Origin of the sequence: Accumulibacter sp., assembly GCF_023806635.1 — a bacterium.
Classification (GTDB): domain Bacteria; phylum Pseudomonadota; class Gammaproteobacteria; order Burkholderiales; family Rhodocyclaceae; genus Accumulibacter.
In genome coordinates this window covers 1-15757 of sequence record NZ_JAMTDQ010000067.1, presented here as the reverse complement: position 1 = coordinate 15757, position 15757 = coordinate 1, and the positions used below count along the sequence as shown (strand labels likewise).

Sequence of the window (15757 nt, the reverse complement as noted above, 5' to 3'; positions counted from 1 at the left end):
CCAGCTTGAGCATTCGACGTTCAAGCGAATTCATTGCAGTACCTCGTGCCGGTCAAAAATGGCATCCCATTTTGCGGATATTTCGCAATCGCCTTGCCACTGCCGATAGTTCGAGGTTGTTGTGTGCTGCACCTCGTTCTGACGGTCGGCCGCCGCTATTCGCCCGGCCAGCCAGTCACGGAATGCGCTCAGGCTACCGAAGTCGGCCAGCATTTCGGCGCGACTCGTTCCCATTTTTTCGAGCGAGATGTCGACTTCTTTACCTATGTCGTTGCGGTCCCTGATTTCTTCCAGCTTGGACATGCGACGTTCAAGCGCTGTGCTCATGCTTCACCCCGCGCCATGCGCCTCTCATGGATTAGGTCAGCGATACGGCTCCTGCCCGGCACGTACTCTCGCCGTGGTCGCGTGATACCGGCCTGCCTGTCGGCACACACCTGTCGTATGGCATCGGCGACGCTCGTTCCAGGATTCGCTTCCTGTTCGAGTTTCGTCAATCTTCGTCCAAGTGCTGCCGTCACTTCTTGCTCTCCAGTGCTGTGATGCGCTGTTCAAGCTCAAGTGTCTCAACGGCCTTGCGGCGAGCTTCGACGATGCCGGCCAGAGTCGCGGCCTCTCCCGGCAGCAGGCCGCCGGCAGCCACGGCTTGCAGGATGGCGTTCTGCGCCTCGGCGATCCCGTTGGCAGAGCCCGTATCCGGCAGCGCCAGGAAGATCGGGCGCTCCTTCGCCACCGGAACCAGCCGCTCGATCACCAGCCGTGCAGCGCTCATGTCACCCTCCTTCGCCAGGTCAACCACCTTTCTGGCGATGGCCTCGGCGCCGTCCTCCATCGCGGCCAGTGCGACCAAAGTGACGCGGTTGCGACTTCCACTCGGTCGGCCCTTCGGGTTGCCGGACTGGCCAGGCTTCCAGCCAGGGCGCAGGTTTTCGGCTTTCGTCGTTTCGTTCATCCTTTGTTCCTCGACGGTGTTTTTTCAGCGCCGGATTGTTCCGTGACACTCACGAAATCATATCGCCGGCCGATTTCAGCCCAGGCGCGTTGTGCAGCAAGCCGGGCTGGCTCCGACGCTTCGACCCGTCCCAGAACCGCCAGCAGCGCCCGCAGTGGCGCGTTCTGCTCATCGCCGATGGCGTTCATCGCCGCGCGGTTGTCGCGCATGCGTTGCGCGCGTTTGCGCTCGGCAGGGGTCATCGGCTGGTCGCCCTTGGGTGGCCTACCTCGATTGGCGATGGTCGCAGAGCTATCGGTCATCGCGTCCTCTTGCATTTCGTGACGCTCACGAGAATACCATTCCAAGGCCATTTCGGCGCATGCATCGCGAGGCGCTTTTCGCGGCTATCGGTGACCAATTGACCCATTGACCCATGGCCAACTCGACAGAAGCGTTGGTCTGCCGTACCATGAACACCCTGAGATGATGAGTCGGGGGCGCTTTCCGCCAGCGAATCTGACCGCCTGCCGCTGGGCGAGACCATGAGCGCATGCTTTCCAAAGAGCGACCGGGGGGCCGCCTCGTCGACCACCGTACGCGGTGATCCATGGTTATCCTCGCGCTGCGATTCTGGCGGGGTTTTCCAAGTCCGCTGGCGCGTCTCCGCAGAATCGTGACTGTTGTCAGTGATGGACAGAGCCGCTCAATCCGTGGAGCACTTGGAGGTAGCGTTGGATCTCCTTTCCTTCAGCGGCAACGGAGGTTTGCTCGAAACGACCCCCTCTGCCGTGTCGCCCCTGGGGCGGTTTTCTGAGACCAGAGGCAAGTGATGTCAACCAAGCCGTCGCCAAGCATTGCTCTCCACGTCCTCTGCGAGCCCCGGCCGAGCGTGCGCGACCGAGCGAATGCGGACACGGTTGCCAACATCGCCGATTTCAACGCGGGGCGCATCGAAGCAGATACGTTCTTTGCCGAGAATCACGTCACCGAGGGCATGAAGGTTCTGCTCCGGCAGGTTTTTGAGCGGTTGTCCGGCCGCAGCGATCAGGGTGTCTTCCGCCTCAAGCAGGCGATGGGTGGTGGCAAGACCCACAACATGATTGCCGCCGGCCTGCTTGCCGGCTTCCCGCAACTGCGACAAAGCGTCCTGGCCAAGCTTGGGCTGCCGGTGGATGGCGCGCCGGTGCAGGTGGCGGCCTTCGATGGTCGCGAGACGGACACGAAGGATTTCCTCTGGATCCATCTTCTGAAGCAATTGAAGCGCCAGCATCTCTGGGAAGGATCGCCCGGCGATGCGCCCGGTCCCTCAACCTGGGCGCGGCTGATCGGCGCCGAACCCACGCTGATCATGCTCGACGAGATGCCGCCATTCTTCGTCGCCCTCGGCGGCCGCAGCGTTGGTCCTTCGACGACGCAGGCCGACATCCTGGCGGTTGCGCTCGCCAACCTGATGGCGGCGATCATGAGCAACAAACTGCCGCGCTGCTGCCTCGTCATCAGCGATCTTGCCGGCGTCTGGGCGCTGGGCAGCGCCCACATTCAGCAGGCCATCGACAACGCCTCGAATGAGATCAATCGCGTCGCTACTGACATCGTCCCGGTGCGGATGGACGGTCTTGAGCTCTACGGCGTCCTGCGCGCCCGGCTGTTCAGCCGGCTCCCGCTCCGCGAAAGCATCGCTCACGTCTCGCAGGCCTACGCCGCCGCCTACCGCACGGCCGTCCAGCAATCTGCCATGCCAACGCTCTACGAGCGCTGGGCGGCGGAAATCATGGACACCTATCCGTTCCACCCCGGCATGCAGGAGCTGTTCGCGCGGTTCCGCGAGAACCCCGGCTTTCAGCAGACGCGGGAGACGCTGCGCCTCGCCCGCCGGATGGTCGCCGGCATCTGGGACGACACGGGCCACGAACGTGCGCTGATCCACCCGCACGACGTCGATTTCAACGACCGCGACGTTGATGCGATGCTTGATCGCATCAACCCCGGCCTCCGTAATGCCTGCGCCCGCGACGTCGCTGCCCGCGGCACGGCGACGGCCGAAGCGCTCGCCAGGAACGGTGGCGATCCGGCCCTCTTCGATGCGGCGCGCCTGCTCTATCTTTCGTCGCTCGCTATCTCGACGAACCCGAACGCGCTGCACGGCCTGACGCCGGAGGAAGTCGCGGCGTACCTATGCGCGCCCGGCCGCGACGTGTCCCGAATCAACGCGGCCCTGCTCACCCAGATCGAGGATGCGAGCTGGTACCTGCACCGCCGAACCGATGGCCGCTGGTATTACCGCGACGTCAAGAACGTCAATTCGGCGATCAAGGACCGCGCGCAGACGCTGAACGACGACGCGCGGCGCAAGGAGGTCGAAGCCTACCTGCGCAACGTCTTCAAGCCCGGGAAGGCCAACGAGCGTCAACCCGGCAGCGGCCGGCTCGCCTATCAGCGACTCCTCGTCTTCCCGACGACGGACGACATCCAGGGTGCGATTTCCGCCGACGACACGTTGCTGGTGATCAGCCGGCCGCATGCCCAAGGCCTCAACCCGATCCTCCGCACGTTCTGGGACAACCAGACGTTCAAGAACCGGCTGATGTTCTTGTGCGGTGGTGAAGTATTCTCCAAGGTCTCGGAGAACGCCGCTTACGTGAAGGCGGCGGAAGACCAGATCAAGGAGTTTGAGGCGCAGCGCATGCCTGACACCACGCCGGAGATGCAGCAGGCGAAATCTGCGCTTGACCGCTGGCGCGGCGGCTTTCTTTCGGCGTTGCGCGAGATCTTCACCCTGCTCCACTACCCCGGGCTCGACGGATCACTCACCAGCCGCAGCCTGAATCTGGAGTTCGCCTCGAACGCCTTCCTCGGCGAGACGGCGATCCTCGACACGCTCAAGGACGAGCGCAAGTACCGGGACGATGTGGAGAGCGACAGCTTCCGCGACGAGTTCGAGCAGGAGATCTTCACCGCGGTGACGATGCAGTGGCGCGACCTGACCGAAACGGTCGCCCGCCGAGCCGATTGGTACCTGGTGCCGCCGGGCGGCCACGGAACTCTCAAGGCCGTGGCGCTGCGCAAGGATTGGTGGCGGGACGAAGGCGCCGGCTACGTCCGCAAGGGGCCATTCCCGCCCGAGAAGACCGCCGTGGTGCTGCAACAGCTTGTCCGCGACGACGATACCGGCATGGCGACGTTGCAGGTCTCGGCCAAACACGGCGACCGCGTGCATTTTGAGACGGGAGGTTCGCCCGCCAGCCCCTCGTCCCCAGTAGTGCAGGGCGGCCGCCTCGACACCGACGAAATGCGTGTCTCGTTCCTCGCCGTCGACTCGACCGGCGTGCACGAGACTGGCGAGCCGCGCCCCTGGCAAAACACCGTTACTCTGAAGTACCAGCGCGCCTACCGGGACGGCGCTACGCGCGTCACGCTGAAGGCCTCCCCGCGCGGCGTCATCCGCTACACCATCGATGGCTCCAATCCGCGCTACGGCGGCATCTACGACGGTGAAATCGCGGCGCCGGACGGCCGCGAGCTGTTGCTGGCGATGGCCGAAGCGTCGGGCATCTGGTCGGAGCTGCTGCGCGTCGACATTCCCAAGAAGGAGGAGGACGACGGCGAAGGCCTTGTTATCGATCCGGCTCGTCCGGCGGAATGGCGCCATCGGCTGAAATGCCCCGATCGCCGCCGCACCTTCGAGGTGCTGGCGATCCTGAAGCGGCTCGGCGGCGAGATCGGCGGCGCCCAGATCAATGCGTCGTTGCCCAACAGAACCGAGGACTGGATCAACCTCAGCTTCGGCCAGAACCTGGCCAAGCCGGCGGAAGACATCGAGAAGCTGGCGACCGAACTGGCCGACCGACTCGGCAAGAATCCGCAACCAGACCTCGACCTCAACATCTCGCGGCTGAAGTTCGCCACCGGCCGGGCGCTGCTCGAGGCGGCGAAGGAGCTGGGCGAAACCCTGCGCCCGGACGAGGTGAAGCAGTGAGCAGCGTGCGCAACGGCGGCGCCACAGAGCCCAAGTTGATGACTGTCGGCTTCGGCCACGCTGAGGATCGGGAAGCGCACCACTTCGTCGTCGTCGTCCCGCGGTCGCCGCAGGACGAGGTGATGGTGTATGAGGTGTTCAGCCAGGACTTGGTCGGCCCGGCGTTGGACGCCGCCAACCTCCGCGTCCGCCTAGACATGGACCGCTGGCTGAAGATCGCCGACGCGCTGGAGGAGGAGTTCAACCGCCGCCTGCGCAGCGCCGGCATCAAGCCTGGGCGATGGAGAGCCGGTCCCGTCCCGATTGCCCGGCTGCTCGGCAAGGAGCTGGTGCTCCTCGCCTGGGCGATCGAGGATGCGGATCCCTCCCTCGCGCACGCCGCCGTGCAGAACTGGCGCGGGCTCGCTCCGGAAGAACGCTGGTGGCTCTACACCATGACCGCGGCGCAGACCGGCCACCATGCCAAGCGCAATGTCGGGTGGCGCAAGGCGGTGCGCTTCGCACTCACCGAAAACCCGACGGCGTTGGTGACGACGATGCCAACGACCGCCGAGCGCCGCGCTCGCTCGCGACTGCCGAAGGTGGAGAGCAACCAGGGCAGCCTGTTCAAGGGCGCTTCGGAGGAGCGGGCGGCCTATGCTTCCGGCATCTGGGAGGGGCCGGCGTGACGGACCTGTTTGCCGCCGCCGAACCGCGCCGCGCCGCAGAAGCTGCTGAGGCAGCAGCAGCCGATGCCTGCTTCATCGAGCGCCAGTTGCCGGTCTCCAAGCTGTCGAAGGAGAGCTACAAGGAGCGGAAATCCAACGCCGGGCAGACGCTCACCGCCCTCGGCAGCTACTGGAAGGGGCGCAAGCCGCTGATTTTGGTGCGCGCCGTCGTCATCGGCCTGCTGTTGCCGGCGACCGATGATCCGGCGCGCGATCGTGCGATCTTCCTCAAGCTGATGCTGATGGACTGCGAGGGGCTGCGCAGACGCAAGGCCAAGTCGATCGCCGTTGCGCGCGCCCGTCAACTGCTGCCCGCCGGGCTGCACGGCGAGGCGTTCGATGGCGACCGCTGGTCACGCAAATTGGCGAAGGAACGGCGGACGGAATTGGAGCGCCAAGCGTTCGACGCCATGGGCCTGGATGAAAAGTTGACCTACTGCGTCCGGCCAGAGGAGCTGCCCGAGAGCGCCCTCGACGACATCTGGCCAGAGGTCAACGCCCATCTCGGCACCAACGCGGCGGGCCTCCCCGAGCTGGTGCGGCAGTTGGGCGAGCGGCGGTTCGGGCATGTGCCGCGCGTTGGCGATCCATTCTGCGGCGGCGGCTCGATCCCGTTCGAGGCGGCGCGGTTGGGCTGCGACGTCCATGCCTCGGACCTCAATCCCATCGCCTGCCTGCTCACCTGGGGAGCGCTCAACGTCGTCGGCGGCAGCGCGGCGACGAGAAGCCGGATCGCGCAAGCGCAGGCGCGGATCATCGCCGAGGTGGACCGGCAGATCGTCGACCTGGGCTTCGAGCACGACGGCTACCATGACAAGGAACTGCGGCTTCCCATCGACGCACCGACCCGCTGGCGACACGGCTGGAAGGTCAGCCGTCAGGGCCAACCAGTGCCGCCGGAAGCGCCACCCTACGCCGTCATCTGCCCGGAGACGGGCTGGCGGGTGCCGATGGTCGAGACGTTCCAGGTGCACCAGCCGACGAAAACGATCCTCGACCTCGTGCCGGACGACCTACGGCAGGCCTATGCGCTGCGACCGAGAAGCGGCGTTTCGGACGAGGAGTGGGATGCTGCCGCGCTTGGCACAGTGTTTTGCGACGATGGCGAGTTCTGGCTCGGCCATTGCCCAGCCACGGAAGCGGTAGCGACGGCAGGCGTCGGCGAGCGCGTCAGGGTGCGTATCGCCAATCGGGCGAAGGCGTATCTCTATTGCCTGGAGACGCGCTGCAAGAAGAGCGGCTGGCTGGCGCCGATGGCGCCGTCGTGGGCGATCAGCAAGAACTACCGCACCGTGGCGAAGCTCGTGCCCGATCCGCTCGCCAAGCGCTTCAAGATCGAGGTGGTGACGGGCGTCACGGACGAACAGATTGCGGCGGCCGAGGCAGCAGGCACGGTAAAGGAGCGGGAGCTGCGCTATGCACTTGATGGCCGCGAGTACCAGACGCCGATCACGGCGCTGCGCGGCGACGTCGAGTTGAAGAGCCGGTATCCGGATGCGGAGAGCCGCCAACGCGATGAGGAGCGGCTCAGCCAGTGCCGCAACCGCTACAGCCCCACCGCCGGCAATAACCTACGCCGCTGGGAGAAGGACGACATCGTGCCGCGTGCGGAGGACATCTTTCAGGAGCGGCTCTATTCCATCCAGTGGTCACGGCCCGACGGCTCGTTTTTCTATGCTGGCGTAACCGAACGGGACGAGGAGCGGGAGCGGCAGGTGACAGCTTACGTGCACGCCCGGCTCGCCGAATGGCAGGCGCAGGGCCTCGTCCCCGATCTGCCAATCGAGCCGGGGGCGAAGACCGACGAGCCGATCCGCACGCGTGGCTGGACCCACTGGCACCACCTCTTCAATCCCCGCCACCTGCTCATCGGCGCGCTGATCCGGCAGGAGATGTTGAAACTCACCGACCCCACCCTCGTCATGGGCGCTGCGATCGGCTTCTGTCGAGGCCTGAATTACACTTCCAAAATGACCCAGTGGCTCACGCGCTTGAAGACTGAAGATAATGCCGGTGGAATGGCGGACGTAGTCAATCACGTATTTTATAATCAGGCGCTGAATACATTTTTCAATTACGGTTCAAGACCATTCTCAACGATCCATAAGAGCATCTCTCAAGGCTTCGGCGCTGTGAAGCTCCACGGTGGCAACAAAGTTCAGGTCGAAACGGCGAGCACTATGACCGCCAACAGCGACCTTTGGATCAGCGATCCGCCGTACGCCGACGCGATTCAGTATCACGAGATCACCGAGTATTTCCTCGCCTGGCTGCGCCGCAATCCGCCGAAGCCAGACTGGGTGTGGGACAGCCGCCGCGAACTGGCGATCAAGGGCGAGGAGAAAGCGTTTCGGCAGGCGATGGTCGGGGCCTATTCGGCGATGGCGGCGCACATGCCGGCGAACGGTCTGCAGGTGGTGATGTTCACCCACCAGGATGTCGGCGTCTGGGCGGACTTGGCCGAGATCCTTTGGGCCGCAGGGCTGCAGGTGACCGCCGGCTGGTGCATCGGCACCGAAACCGAAAGCGCGACCAAGCAGGGCAACTACGTGCAGGGCACGGTGCTGCTCGTCCTGCGCAAGCGCCTGGGCGAGGAGCGCGGCTATCTCGCCCGGCTGCAACGCCGCGTCGAGGATGCGGTGCGCGAGCAGCTCGCCGACATGCGGGCGCTCGATGACAGGGAGCAGCCGAACTTCGGCGATGCCGATTACCAGCTTGCCGCCTATGCGGCGGCCCTCAAGGTGCTCACCCGCTATGCCGTCATCGACGGCAAGCCGGTGGCATCCGAGGCGCTTCGCGAGCGCAAACGCGGCGAGGGTTCGGAAGTGGAGCGCCTGCTGGATCGCGCCCGCCGCCTCGCCTCCGATTTCCTCGTCCCCGAAAGCCTGTCGCGCCTCGTCTGGGACGAACTCGGTCCGGAGGAGCGCTTCTTCCTGAAAGGGCTCGAACTGGAGCGGGCCGGCGAGCTGCGCATCGGCGCGTATCAGGAGATGGCGCGCGGTTTGGGCGTCGAGGACTATCGCGCCATGTTGGCGACGACGCGCGCAAACCAGGTACGGCTGAAGACCGCCTCCGAGTTCGGCCGCCGTGACTTGAAGCGCGCCGGCTCCGCCGACCGCGCCGAGGATGCGGCGCTTGACCGCTTCGCGGGCGGCATCGTGCGCCATGCGCTCTACGGCATCCGGGAGGCCGCGGAAAGATCCGACCTGCGCGAGGCGCTGATCTGGTTCCGCGGCAACCTGCTGGACTACTGGAAGCGGCAGCGGCTGCTGATCGGTGTGCTCGAGTACCTTGCGGTGGTCCGCACCGACGAGCGCGCGGCGGAGGCAGAGGTGGCGCAGCAGCTTGCCGGCGCCGTCCACAACGACCGGCCCTAGTGTCCCTCACCCGCTCGCTGTCGCTCGCACCCTCTCCAGCAAGCGGGAGAGCGTTGGCGTGAGGGCATGACGATCAAACGGCTTTCGTCCCGCCGCCAGCCGCTCGGCCGCAACTTCCTCAACGACCGGCTTGTCGGCGCTGTCGCCTACGATCGCATCGCCGGCTATTTTCGTTCGTCCGTGTTCGAGATCGCCGGCGAGGCCTTCGAGGCCGTCGCCGGCCCCGTACGCATCGTCTGCAACTCCGGCTTGGACGAAGCCGATATCGCCACCGCGCGCGCCGCGGAACGTGCCATCCGTACCGAATGGTGCGACGCCAAGCCAGAGTACATGACCGAGCCGCAACGGCCGCGCTACGAGCGGCTGCGGGAGCTGCTGCGCGCCGGCCGGGTCGAGGTTCGGGTGCTGCCGAACGCCGCCTTCGGCCTGATCCACGGCAAGGCCGGCGTGATCGCCTATGCCGATGGCCGCAGGACCAGTTTTCTCGGCTCGATCAACGAAACCGCCGAGGCGTGGACGCAGCATTACGAACTCGTGTGGGAGGACGATGCGCCGGACGCCGTCGCGTGGGTCGAGGAGGAGTTCGCGGCGCTGTGGAACCACCGTGACGCGCGCAGGCTGTCGGACGCGATCGTCGAGGACGTCGAGCGCATCCTGTCGCGCAACGTCGTCGCGGTTTCCCGCTGGACGCCCGCGGGCAAGGAGCCGGCGCCGTTCATCGAAGCACCGATCGCCAGACAGGGAGCGGGCCTCGCGCCGCATCAGCAAGCGTTCGTCTCGCAGGTGGCGCGCGAGATCGGCGCCTTTGGCCAGGCCCGCTACCTGCTCGCCGACGACGTCGGTCTCGGCAAGACGCTGCAGCTTGGCATGGCGGCGCAATATGTGGCGCTGACTTCGGAAAAGCCGGTGCTGATCCTCGCGCCGAAAAACCTGCTGCAACAATGGCAGGATGAGTTGCGCAACATGCTGGCGGCGCCATCGGCGCGCTGGGATCGCGGGCGCTGGATCACCGAGGACGGCGCCGTCTGGCCCGCCGCGGCGGACGCCTGTCCACGGCGGATCGGCATTTTCCCGACGAGCCTGATCACCGCGCGCTCGCCCGCGGCGGAGCCGCTGACGGCCCTGCGCTACGGCTGCATCGTGCTTGATGAGGCGCATCGGGCGCGGCAGTCGGGCGGTCTTGGCAACGACCGCGGGCCGAACAACCTGCTCGATTTCATGTTGCGGATTGCCGAGCGCACCGAGACGCTGCTGCTCGGTACAGCGACACCGATACAGACCGATCGCGCAGAACTCTACGACCTGATGCGCATCTTGAATGGCGGTTGCGGGCGGGTGCTGGGCGGCTATGGCAGCCCGTGGCGGTCGCGCGACGATGCGATGGACATGGTTGCCGGCCGGGCACCAATCCCGGAAACGCCGGCGACATGCTGGGCCTGGCTGCGCGATCCGCTGATCCCGCGTGGCGAACACCGGACGGCTAGCCGCATCCGAGATGAGCTCGGGGCGGCGGAGGCTATGACGGGCGCAACGGTACCGGCGATCGACGGCTTCTCATCGGCCCTGCGCAGCCAGATCACCTTCGACGCCGAGACTTTGATCCGCCACCACAATCCCTTCGTTCGCCACACCATCAAGCGGCGGCGCAAGGATCTGAAGGCGCCGGATGGCACTTCGTATTTCCCGGAGATCGGCATCCGCCTGCATGGCGAGACCGAAGACGACGCACTGGAGATGCCGGACAGCATGGCGGCGGCGTACCAGGACGCCCGCGAGTTCTGCCAGCGGCTCGCGCGGTCCAGGCGCGGCGCGGGGTTGTTCAAGACGCTGCTGTTGCGACGCATCGGCAGTTCGTTGGTGGCAGGCCTCTCGACCGCGGAAAAGCTGTTGCAACCGACCGTGCCGGAAGGAGACCTGTTCGCGGAGGAAGACGCGGAACCCGGCGAGGCCACGGCCCCGGACGAAACCGCACTGCAAGCCGATGCCAGCGCTTACGACGTGTTGCGGCGGGCGATCGATCGCATGCGCGCGGTCGGCAACAGCGATCCGAAACTGCTGGCGGCCGTCCACTACCTGCGCGACAAAGGGTGGGCCGAGCGCGGCTGTATCCTGTTCAGCCAGTATTACGACACCGTGTGGTGGTTGGCCACGCAAATCGCCGACACCTTCCGCGCAGTCCCCGTCGGCGTCTATGCCGGCCTCGGCCACACCTACGTGCTCCGCGGCGACGAGGTACAGCGGGCAGAACGGACGGACATCGAGGGCATGGTCAAGCGCCGTCAACTCCGGCTGCTGGTGGCTACCGACGCCGCCTCGGAAGGCCTCAACCTGCAGCGGCTACAGACCTTGATCAACATCGATCTGCCATGGAACCCGTCGCGCCTTGAGCAGCGCAAGGGACGCATCGAGCGCATCGGTCAGGAAGCGGAGGTGATCGATATCCTCAACCTGCGCTATCGCGGCTCGGTCGAAGACGATGTCCACCGTGCACTGGCGCACCGCCTCAAGGACATCCGCGACGTCTTCGGCACCTTGCCGGACACGCTCGAAGACGTCTGGGTGCTGGCGGCCGAAGGCGAGCTGGAGCAGGCCAAGAGCCGCATCGATTCCGTGCCGCGTCAGCATCCGTTCCTCCTGCGCTACACCGAAAGCGTGCCGGCGACCGACTGGAACCGTTGCGAACAGGTTCTCAACCGCGCCGACATGGTGGAGTACCTGAAGTGCTCGTGGGCCCGTCGGGGCGGCAATGCGAGATCTGCTGCTGCAGCGGGGGCGCCACGGTAACGCCACGAGGGTACGTCTCTTCTTGCTGCCGGCTGTGTTCGGCAGTAGCGCGACGATGTCGGCGTTGTTCTGTTTGATCGAATCCCTCCACAGCGCCACCATGGTCCTCTCGCCTGCCACCTTCATCGTACCGGCGTCCGCCAGGGAGAGAGTGAATCGAGCCGCCACCGTTTTGTCTGAAGACTTCCGCCGCGCTCGTGGCGCGACGTCCACCAGTTCAACCAGATTCTCGACGACAGCCTGCGAACTTGGCGAGATTGGCGAAGTCGGTCTATCTACAGGCTTTCCGGCAGATTCGCAAGCTTGCGAGATTGGCGAAGTTGGCGAAATCGATGAATATGGCGAGACCGCTGCGGAGGATCCAATTTCGCCAGTCTCGCAACTTCGCGAACTTGCACTACTCCTCGCCGAACGGCCAACCTAGCCTGTTTCGCCTGTTTCGCACCGGTCATAGAACTTGGTCCGCTTTCCGCTCTTCTCGTCCTTCTCACTTTCCTGCACCTCAATGGGTGGCGGGGTTTCCATCAACAGTCTGTCCAGCGCTTCATCAAGCCGCTTGGCCGCCAGATGGCCCGAGAAGCACTTGGTCAACAGATCACTCCGGCTGGTTCGTCCGTTATGCTTCAGATAGTCGAGGATCTTTGCCGCGGCCTCCGAAGACTCTTGCGCGGCTGTTTCGCCGGCCGCGTCGTTGAAGATGAACCGTACAGAATCTCGGTGAAAGCGCGTCCACGCCAGAGCCGCGCGCACATGGTGCACCTCGATCGTCAGAGTGAAGTCGGTCAGCGCGAAAATCATCGCCAGCCGAAGCAGCATTGGCGCACGCCGTTCGATCAGAGCGGCGACTTTCTCGCCGTCCGCCACACTGGACAATTCCCCGCGATACAGCCGCGCATATTCCGTTCTGGCGTCGGCCGACAATTCCATAGGTCTACTGTCCTTGTTCTCCGGGTAGCCTTCCGATGCGAAGCGAATCACTTCCTCTGTGCGCTCCGCCAGGTCAGCAACCACCGTTGTCGGTGTCGGCCGGGGGAATGGCTCGATGCGCTCACGCTCTGCCCAGAAGATCAGGAACCGATTGGCGAAGCCATTGGACAACTCACGCGACTCGATCAGCCCCAGCAACTCGGATGGCGTGATGTTGCCGGTCAGCGAAATGTGTGGATTGCTCGCCCACAAGGGAGCAGTTTTTGTTGCTGGCCGAATGCTCACTCCATCCCAAGAATCCCGTAGCGCCGCGCTCAGGGTATTGCCCTCGCGCTTGGCCTGATGCAGCACGTTGGCAAACTCGGACTCGATGATCCATAGCCGCTTGTCTTCAATTGGCGGCACATCTTCTTTTCCGATCATGTAGCCGTCGTGAATCAATACCGCTAGCCCTTCTCGCGAACTCAAACCGCCGTCGTGCATCTGCCCGCAGAATGAGTCAGCGATACCGGCGAGATTTCCGGCACCTTCCCTGGGCCGCTGTTCTATTGCCTCGCGTATCCGCTTGGACAGGGACAAGGACTCACCTTTGCGGCCTCGTCCAGTGCGGCCGACATGCAGCATGAATAGCCGGGCGTGGTGTTTGACGTTCCCGACATCGAGATAGACGTTCCGACCTATCGCTGCCGACAGAAACGCGATATGCGCAGCAGCGACAGCGTAGCGGTTGGCTTCCGTTGTTTCGGCTGCTGCCCGTCCAACATCGCCGATCAACCCGTACAGCATCGCCGGACTAGGCTTTGGCGCGTTGCGATGAGAGTCGACAGAATCATGCGTCGGTTCCCGCTCGCCCTTCCATCCGTGCGTCCTGGCCAGATCGAAGATGCTCGCCGTCGTTACCGGCCTCGTGGCGCAGTAGTCCGGGTCAGAAGCGTTGAACACGGCCAGCGAAGCGGCGCCGGTCCTCGCATCCCATCCCGCACACAGCGCCTCCCCGTCGGCCTCCTCAACCCCGGAAGTCGAATGCCGTAGTCCCCAACCAATAACGCGTTCTGCCGTGTGCTTGTCGTACTTGGCATTCCTTGGGATCAGCGCCAGCGCGCCAGCCAACTTTCGTCCGTCATCGGTTAGTGCCGCTTCATCGACTGTCTGGTCTCTTGCTCTTGCCGGTGCTCTCGTGCTTGCTGTCGGGCCTCGGATGGATTCTGCCACGCTGTCGAGAAACGATTGACCGCGTTCGACGCCCTTATCCATGACGGGTTACTCCAGCCGCCGTCAATGCTGCCTGAATTCGCGATACGGCCAGGATCAGTCGCTCGCGGTCCACCCCGGTGAACGGCTCGCCAGCCAGCAGCGCCACCGCAGCAACAGCGACGACCAGCGCCTCAAAGCCGATGGCGCGCAGCACGTCAGCCGCTGGAAACGGTCGGCGCTCCGGCTTGACCCGGAGATCGATGGCACGAGGAGGGAATAGATCAGAAATATCCAGATCCACGGCGGCCAGAACGTCATGCACAGCGCATCCTGCGAAGCAATGGAGCAGGACGCGCCCATCATCAAGTTCCCGGATCGCGAGACTTGGTCCGCGGTCGTCATGAGCAGAACAGCGTGCTGACCACGTACTGGGCCCGGTACGCTTCACTTTGTCCAGCCGGGAGAGAAGGACGTCAACTGCCGAGTGCGTGACAAAACGTGCCTTGTCGCGGGCGCTCTCGATTGTGGTTTGGTCGGGGGCGCCTTTCACTTCGCCACCTGCAGATCAGGCCATGCAGTGCGTCCGCTCAGAAGCTTGAGCGGCACCACGCCGAAATAGCTCCCAGTGCGGCACAGCCTAGCCCGAACGGACTGGGCTTTGACTTGATTCAAGGAGGCGAACTGCTCGGTGCTCAGTTCGTACTTGATCCGCTGATTGCGGCTGACATTCGATTCCATTCGCTGCTTTCCTTTCTTTCTGGAAAGCCTGCGTTGATGTCCTGCGGGACTGCGGGGCTCATCAGCGCCGGCGAATAGAACTATATTGCTTTCTGCCGCCAAATTGGCAAGTCGGGAAAAATGGGAATCCCCCGGGAGTCCCCGGGAGTCCCCCGGGAACAAGTCAGGGAATCAACTTCTCCTTGCGGAGATCCGCTAGACGGTTCTGAATTGTCTTGAGAGATAGTTCATTTTCGTTATTTCCGGGTTGGCGGCACAGAAAGCGCCGTACCTGATAGCCTTTCGCACGTGGCCCATGTAGTTTTTCAATAGTATCCCAGTGTTCCAGAATGATGCGACGGAAGCCTCTTTCGGCCGTGATATCGTGCTCTTGGCGGTTTTTCCTTGCAACCTCGATCGATACCGGCGCATCAATGTCGCTGAGTTTCAGTAGCGACTTGGCCGATAGCTCGCTCTGGTGGCCATTGTCTTGCGGCTGCGCACTCCTTACGTCCTCGCCACGCCTGCGGATTTCCAAACCCAATTTCTTGTGGAATCGAAAGCCATGCTTTCTCGCCCAATCCCACCACTCTTGTGGCGCTAGATTGCCAACATCACTCCTTTCCGCTATCCGCTCTATGTTCCGTGCGCGATCCCTTGCCTTGGCGGTCTGATCACTTCCGTCGTCGAGGTTCTTGAACCGGTCGGGATCCAGGCCGCACAGCAACCGTGAAGATTCTTGCGCTGTCCATCTCGGGAAGCTCAGCCAGTATCTCCAGGAGATTGATCGTCCATTCAAGAGAGTTTCGTTAAATACGGCCTCGAAATCAATCGCGGCGTCGATCTCGTCTTGGCTCGCTGGAATGTCGTCATGAGCATTGTCGCGGTTGATCGGCTGTTCTGGAGGGGGAAAATTGCTCTGATGTCCTTGCTGAAAGGCATCAAAATATTCTCCGGCGTCGAAGCCGAATCCTTCAAAGATCGCTTCTTGCAGCTCTTTCGGAATCAAGGGCTCGTAGTTCAGTTCTCGGTCGCCCGGACGCTCGTCGATCCAGATGAGGTTGTGCGGAGAATAGGCACGAAGGAAAGCCCGCTCAAATTCATCTTTCCACAGGAAGGTGCCAGCAGGCAGCAACGGTAC

The 15757-nt window shown here is 63.9% G+C and carries 13 protein-coding genes; 5 read left to right on the top strand and 8 right to left on the bottom strand.

Annotated elements, in window-relative coordinates; all coding sequences use genetic code 11:
* Positions 1–30: 30 nt before the first annotated feature.
* From NFW30_RS12605 to NFW30_RS12590, 4 genes are all read right to left on the bottom strand, one after another.
* The gene (locus tag NFW30_RS12605; protein WP_295354248.1) at positions 31–303 is read right to left on the bottom strand and encodes a hypothetical protein; all 273 of its coding nucleotides are present in this window, start codon (positions 301–303) and stop codon (positions 31–33) included.
* A 214-nt stretch (positions 304–517) separates the two neighbouring features.
* Positions 518–952, bottom strand: coding sequence for a DUF5681 domain-containing protein (locus tag NFW30_RS12600; RefSeq protein ID WP_295354245.1), 435 nt, complete (start codon positions 950–952; stop codon positions 518–520).
* Positions 949–1194 carry a hypothetical protein gene (locus NFW30_RS12595; RefSeq protein WP_295354243.1) on the bottom strand — a complete coding sequence of 82 codons (246 nt, stop codon included), beginning with the start codon at positions 1192–1194 and terminating at the stop codon, positions 949–951. The genes NFW30_RS12600 and NFW30_RS12595 overlap by 4 nt, the downstream gene beginning before the upstream one ends.
* 572 nt (positions 1195–1766) lie before the next feature.
* Positions 1767–2204: a hypothetical protein gene (locus NFW30_RS12590; RefSeq protein ID WP_295372215.1), complete on the bottom strand. Its 438-nt coding sequence runs from the start codon at positions 2202–2204 to the stop codon at positions 1767–1769.
* Here NFW30_RS12590 and NFW30_RS12585 point away from each other — a divergent pair.
* The 5 genes from NFW30_RS12585 to NFW30_RS12565 all read left to right on the top strand — a co-directional run bounded on the left by NFW30_RS12585 (position 2103) and on the right by NFW30_RS12565 (position 12202).
* Positions 2103–4910, top strand: a complete 2808-nt coding sequence (locus NFW30_RS12585) for a DUF499 domain-containing protein (protein ID WP_295372212.1) — start codon at positions 2103–2105, stop codon at positions 4908–4910. The genes NFW30_RS12590 and NFW30_RS12585 overlap by 102 nt on opposite strands.
* A gap of 5 nt (positions 4911–4915) precedes the next feature.
* Complete coding sequence (locus tag NFW30_RS12580; RefSeq protein ID WP_295354233.1) at positions 4916–5578, top strand: DUF3780 domain-containing protein; 663 nt, start codon at positions 4916–4918, stop codon at positions 5576–5578.
* Positions 5575–8994 (top strand): DUF1156 domain-containing protein, encoded by a 3420-nt coding sequence (locus NFW30_RS12575; RefSeq protein ID WP_295354230.1) that lies wholly within the window; start codon positions 5575–5577, stop codon positions 8992–8994. The genes NFW30_RS12580 and NFW30_RS12575 overlap by 4 nt, the downstream gene beginning before the upstream one ends.
* A 66-nt stretch (positions 8995–9060) precedes the next feature.
* Complete coding sequence (locus NFW30_RS12570; RefSeq protein WP_295354227.1) at positions 9061–11778, top strand: phospholipase D-like domain-containing anti-phage protein; 2718 nt, start codon at positions 9061–9063, stop codon at positions 11776–11778.
* 55 nt (positions 11779–11833) lie between these two features.
* A complete protein-coding gene (locus NFW30_RS12565; protein ID WP_295354225.1) occupies positions 11834–12202 on the top strand; it encodes a hypothetical protein in 369 nt (122 codons plus the stop codon).
* On the opposite strand, the gene NFW30_RS12560 is transcribed toward NFW30_RS12565, so the two are convergent.
* The 4 genes from NFW30_RS12560 to NFW30_RS12545 form a co-directional block, all read right to left on the bottom strand.
* Positions 12199–13959, bottom strand: a complete 1761-nt coding sequence (locus NFW30_RS12560; protein ID WP_295354222.1) for a hypothetical protein — start codon at positions 13957–13959, stop codon at positions 12199–12201. The two genes, NFW30_RS12565 and NFW30_RS12560, sit on opposite strands and share 4 nt — an antisense overlap.
* Complete coding sequence (locus NFW30_RS12555; RefSeq protein ID WP_295354219.1) at positions 13952–14221, bottom strand: hypothetical protein; 270 nt, start codon at positions 14219–14221, stop codon at positions 13952–13954. The genes NFW30_RS12560 and NFW30_RS12555 overlap by 8 nt, the downstream gene beginning before the upstream one ends.
* A 224-nt stretch (positions 14222–14445) precedes the next feature.
* Entirely contained in the window at positions 14446–14637 is a 192-nt protein-coding gene (locus NFW30_RS12550) for a hypothetical protein (protein WP_295354216.1), read from the bottom strand.
* A 163-nt stretch (positions 14638–14800) separates the two neighbouring features.
* Positions 14801–15757: hypothetical protein (locus NFW30_RS12545; RefSeq protein ID WP_295372209.1), on the bottom strand; the 957-nt coding region annotated here is incomplete at its 5' end.

Excerpts from the sequence above, each read along its gene's own strand:
- NFW30_RS12605 (WP_295354248.1), bottom strand. The coding sequence starts at position 303 with ATGTCCAAGCTGGAAGAAATCAGGGACCGCAACGACATAGGTAAAGAA.
- NFW30_RS12600 (WP_295354245.1), bottom strand. The coding sequence starts at position 952 with ATGAACGAAACGACGAAAGCCGAAAACCTGCGCCCTGGCTGGAAGCCT.
- NFW30_RS12595 (WP_295354243.1), bottom strand. The coding sequence starts at position 1,194 with ATGACCCCTGCCGAGCGCAAACGCGCGCAACGCATGCGCGACAACCGC.
- NFW30_RS12590 (WP_295372215.1), bottom strand. The coding sequence starts at position 2,204 with ATGCTGGCGCTTCAATTGCTTCAGAAGATGGATCCAGAGGAAATCCTT.
- NFW30_RS12570 (WP_295354227.1), top strand. The coding sequence starts at position 9,061 with ATGACGATCAAACGGCTTTCGTCCCGCCGCCAGCCGCTCGGCCGCAAC.
- NFW30_RS12565 (WP_295354225.1), top strand. The coding sequence starts at position 11,834 with ATGTCGGCGTTGTTCTGTTTGATCGAATCCCTCCACAGCGCCACCATG.
- NFW30_RS12560 (WP_295354222.1), bottom strand. The coding sequence starts at position 13,959 with ATGGATAAGGGCGTCGAACGCGGTCAATCGTTTCTCGACAGCGTGGCA.
- NFW30_RS12550 (WP_295354216.1), bottom strand. The coding sequence starts at position 14,637 with ATGGAATCGAATGTCAGCCGCAATCAGCGGATCAAGTACGAACTGAGC.